Consider the following 4,709-nt stretch of genomic DNA (forward strand, 5'->3'; position numbering starts at 1 on the left):
GTGATCGACGGCACGGATGGCCGCGCTCACCATGTGCGGTTTCGGGATACCGAAGCCTTCACCCATGCCCCACCCATCGGTGGCATCGTCGAGGTGCGCCGGTGCGGTGGCGCCGAGGACCAGCGGCCGACGCTGGTGCTTGCGAACCGATCCGACATCGACCTTGCCCGGCAGGTGACCGCGCCGGGCGCCACCTGGCTCGATCATCGGCTGGTGGAACGTCAGCCGATGCCGCTCTCGATGGGCGGGTTCGGCGGCGAGGTTCGGGAAGCCATGACCGCCCGCGCCGAACACCTCGCCGACGAGGGCTTCGCCCGCCGGCAGGGCCAGCGCATCGTCTTGCAGCGCGATCTCCTCGACACGCTGCGACGCCGCGAGCTCAGCGCGGTTGGAGCAAGGCTGTCGGCCGAGACCGGCCTGCCATATCTCCAGCCCGCTACGGGCGAGCAAGTTGCCGGAACCTACCGTCAAAGCCTCACGCTCACCTCCGGCCGATTCGCCATGATCGACAACGGCCTGGGTTTCCAGCTCGTCCCATGGTCGCCGCCGTTGGAGAAGCAGCTCGGCCGGCATGTCTCCGGCGTGGCAAGGGACGGCAGCGGCATCGAATGGGGGTTCGGGCGTAAGCGGGGGCTTGGTTTGTGATCGCCGTTCCCACGACCATCAACGATCAACAGGCACCAGCGAGTAGCTGGTGCTCCGCCCCCCGGCCTGGTCCTTTGTGAGAATGCCGTGCGCGATCAGATCGTCGATATCGCGCGATGCGGTGTCCTGAGAACACTTCGCGAGCTTGGCGTATTTTGACGAGGTCAGCTTCCCCTCGAAGCCGCCCAGCAACCGGTTGAGCACAAGGCGCTGGCGATCCTGCAAGGGCGCGCCCGCATGCCTCTCCCAGAACCGCGCCTTCATCAGAACGGAGGCCAGAATGATTTCCGCGCCATCGAACGCGCGATCGAGGCATCCGAGGAACCATTCGATCCAGGCGGTAATGTCCAGGTCGCCCTTCTGTGTGGCTTCCAGAATGTCATAATAGGTTTTGCGTTCGATCCGGATTTGGGCCGACATGCTGTAGAAGCGCTGCGGGCTTTGTTCGGAGCGCGCAAGCGCCATGTCGGCGATGGCGCGCGCGATGCGCCCGTTCCCGTCGTCGAACGGATGGATGGTCACGAACCACAGATGGGCGAGGGCGGCGCGCAAGACCGGATCGACGGAGTCCCGGTCGTTGAACCAGGCGATGAAAGCGCGCATCTCGCGCTCAAGAGGCGGCGCGGCGGGGGCTTCATAGTGAATGCGTTCGCGGCCCACCGGGCCGGAGACGACCTGCATGGGACCTGACTTGCCATCGCGCCATGCGCCGACCCGGATCTTCGTCATCCCGCTGCGCCCGGTGGGAAAGAGCGCGGCGTGCCAGTCGAACAAGCGCGCCTTCGTGAGCGGCGCTGCATAATTCTGGGTGGCGTCGAGCATCATCTCGACCACGCCCTCGACATTGCGATCGACAGGGGCCAGGGCGCCAATGTCCATGCCCAGCCGGCGGGCAATCGAAGACCGGACCTGTTCGCGATTGAGCACTTCGCCTTCGATCTCATTCGATTTCAGGATTTCCTCGGTCAGCGACTGAAGGACGGCCTCGGCGCGCAACTGAAAGCCAAGCCCTTCCATGCGACCTATCAGCCGGCCCTGGTGATGACGCACAGCGGCCAACCTGGACGCCAGTGTTTCATGGCTCCAGTGGAATTTGGGCCAGTCGGCCAGAGTGTGGATGTAGGTCGTCATTCGCCGCACCTTTCGCGGAGATTGTGGCATATAATCTCCGCGTTCGGCAATCGGGTTCGCCGCATATATTGCGGAGAATAGAACAGTTATTCTCCGCACGCCCCTGGACGCCGCCATCGCGCTGCAGGTCTCGGAATCTCGTTGGCCACAGTTTTATCAGCGGTTCCACGCTACCGCCTGTCTAATGACGCCACCGCCGCCGGGCGCACGCCGAGCCGTTGCCGCTTCTTGAATTCCGGCGTTTCGCCACGCCAATTTGGTGGTGTTTGCCACCAAGGAAGCCGCTTTTGTCCGCTACCAAAATCCTCTGGGGCCAGATCATCGTCGTCTTCCTGATCGTGCTCTTCACGATCTGGGCTGCAACGCAGTGGACGGCGTGGAGGCTCGGCTTCCAGCCCGAGCTCGGGCAACCCTGGTTCGAGCTGGCGCGTGGTGTGCCGGTGTATCTCCCGCCAGCCTTCTTTTGGTGGTGGTACGCGTATGACGCCTATGCGCCACCGGTCTTCGTGGAGGGCGCCTGCATCGCCGCGTCCGGTGGCTTCATCTCGATCGCTGTCGCCATCGGCATGTCCGTATGGCGTGCCCGCGAAGCGAAGAACATCGAGACCTATGGTTCTGCCCGCTGGGCCACGCCGATCGAGATCGAGGGCGCGGGGCTGCTGGGGCCGGACGGCGTCGTGCTCGGAAAGCTGGATCGCGAGTATCTCCGCCATGATGGTCCGGAGCATGTCCTCTGCTTCGCGCCCACGCGGTCCGGCAAGGGCGTGGGCCTCGTCGTCCCCTCGCTGCTGACCTGGCCGGGCTCCGCCATCGTCCATGACATCAAGGGCGAAAACTGGACGCTCACCGCCGGTTTCCGCGCCCTGCATGGCCGCGTGCTACTGTTCGATCCGACCAATTCTGCCTCCGCCGCCTACAACCCGTTGCTTGAGGTTCGCCGCGGCGAATGGGAAGTCCGCGATGTCCAGAACGTCGCGGACGTGCTGGTCGATCCGGAAGGCTCGCTTGAGCGCCGCAACCATTGGGAGAAGACCAGCCACTCGCTGCTGGTCGGCGCCATCCTGCATGTCCTCTACGCCGAGGCGGATAAGACCCTGGCCGGCGTCGCGGCCTTCCTCTCCGATCCCAGGCGCCCGATTGAAACGACGCTGCAGGCGATGATGACCACGCCCCACCTGGGCGACGCGGGAACGCATCCCGTGGTGGCATCCACGGCGCGGGAGCTTCTGAACAAATCCGACAATGAACGATCCGGCGTGTTGTCGACCGCCATGTCGTTCCTCGGCCTCTATCGCGACCCCGTCGTCGCTCAGGTCACACGCCGTTGCGACTGGCGCATCTCCGACCTGATCGCGGACGCGCGCCCCGCGACGCTCTATCTCGTCGTGCCGCCGTCCGACATCAGCCGCACCAAGCCGCTGATCCGCCTGGTGCTGAACCAGATCGGCCGACGCCTGACAGAAGACCTGCATGCCAAGCATCGCCGACATCGCGTGCTGCTCATGCTCGACGAGTTTCCAGCACTCGGCCGGCTCGATTTCTTCGAGAGTGCGCTGGCGTTCATGGCCGGCTACGGCCTCAAGGCATTCCTGATCGCCCAGTCGCTGAACCAGATCGAGAAAGCCTACGGCGCGAACAATTCGATCCTCGACAACTGCCATGTCCGCGTCAGCTTCGCGACCAATGACGAGCGCACGGCCAAGCGCGTGTCGGACGCGCTCGGCACCGCCACCGAGATGAAGGCGATGAAAAACTACGCCGGGCATCGGCTTTCGCCCTGGCTCGGCCATCTGATGGTTTCGCGATCCGAGACTGCGCGGCCGTTGCTGACGCCCGGCGAGGTGATGCAGCTCCCGCCCGCCGACGAGATCGTCATGCTGGCGGGAACGCCGCCGATCCGGGCGAAGAAGGCTCGGTATTTCGAGGACAAGCGGCTGATCGAGCGCGTTCTGCCGCCGCCTGCACTTGCGATCAAACCCGGGCCATCCATGCCCGACAATTGGTCGGTGCTCGCCCCGCAAAAACCATCGGCGGCGCTGCTCGCCGAGTTTGCAAAAGCCGAGGACATGGCGAACGGCGGCGTGCGGCGCGAGCCCGAACTTCCCGATCATGTGGCAATCGTGAGGGAAGCGACGAATGCCCCCGCGCATGAGGAATTCGCTGTCATCGACGATGAACCTGAAGACGCAGCGCGCCAGGCCCGGGTACTCCGCCAGCAGATGCGCGGCCTCGCGCGTCAAGCTTCGCTCGACCCAGCGGATGGACTCGAACTGTGAAAGGCAGCCGATGCGCGACCGGATGAACGTCTATTTCCCGCCGGCTCTATTGAAGCAGATCGCGGATCTTGCCGACCGCAAAGGGCTATCACGCTCGGCGATCGTCGAGGCCGCCGTCGCGTCCTTCCTGTCGCCGGATGGCGCGGATCGGCGTGAAGCCGCCTTCACCCGCCGTCTCGACCGGCTGTCCCGCCAGGTGCAAAGACTTGAGCGGAATATCGGCATCTCGACCGAAACGCTGGCGCTGTTCGTGCGCTTCTGGCTGACCATTACGCCGCCCCTGCCGAGCGACGCGCAGGCCGCCGCGCAGGCGAAGGGCCGCGAGCGGTATGAGGGATTCATCGAGGCGCTAGGGCGTCGGTTGCAGAAAGGGCAAAGCCTTCTGCAGGAAATCCCAAACGACATAGCAGAAACCCCTACGCACGAACCTGATGAAAACTTGACCGATAAATGCTAAAAACAGCATCAGCTGATCGTAGACGCTTCTCAACGATTTGCATTCCACAGCAGCGTGCGATGTCGCGTTGAGAGCGTCGCCTGTCAACGGCGGCGACAAAATGTGCCAATTGGCGGTGTAAAAGTGTACCAGTCGGGTTGAGAGAAAAGGGCTGCAAAGCCCTGGCGTTTGGGGTTGCCGCGCGCATAGAGGCGCGCGGA

The 4,709-nt window shown here is 64.1% G+C and carries 4 protein-coding genes; 3 read left to right on the plus strand and 1 reads right to left on the minus strand.

Annotated features, from left to right (window positions below; all coding sequences use genetic code 11):
• The coding region (locus QZY01_RS23185; RefSeq protein ID WP_294541998.1) for a DUF3363 domain-containing protein at positions 1-645 on the plus strand (645 nt) is incomplete at its 5' end.
• Positions 646-663: 18 nt separating this feature from the next.
• Here QZY01_RS23185 and QZY01_RS23190 read toward each other — a convergent pair.
• Positions 664-1,776, minus strand: a complete 1,113-nt coding sequence (locus tag QZY01_RS23190; RefSeq protein ID WP_294541999.1) for a Fic family protein — start codon at positions 1,774-1,776, stop codon at positions 664-666.
• Between the two features lie 287 nt (positions 1,777-2,063).
• On the opposite strand from QZY01_RS23190, the gene QZY01_RS23195 reads away from it, so the two are divergent.
• A complete protein-coding gene (locus QZY01_RS23195; RefSeq protein ID WP_294542000.1) occupies positions 2,064-4,052 on the plus strand; it encodes a conjugal transfer protein TraG in 1,989 nt (662 codons plus the stop codon).
• A gap of 10 nt (positions 4,053-4,062) precedes the next feature.
• Positions 4,063-4,509, plus strand: coding sequence for a CopG family transcriptional regulator (locus QZY01_RS23200; RefSeq protein ID WP_294542001.1), 447 nt, complete (start codon positions 4,063-4,065; stop codon positions 4,507-4,509).
• The last annotated feature ends 200 nt before the right edge of the window (positions 4,510-4,709 follow it).

Source organism: uncultured Rhodoblastus sp., assembly GCF_903903185.1.
Lineage (GTDB): Bacteria > Pseudomonadota > Alphaproteobacteria > Rhizobiales > Beijerinckiaceae > Rhodoblastus.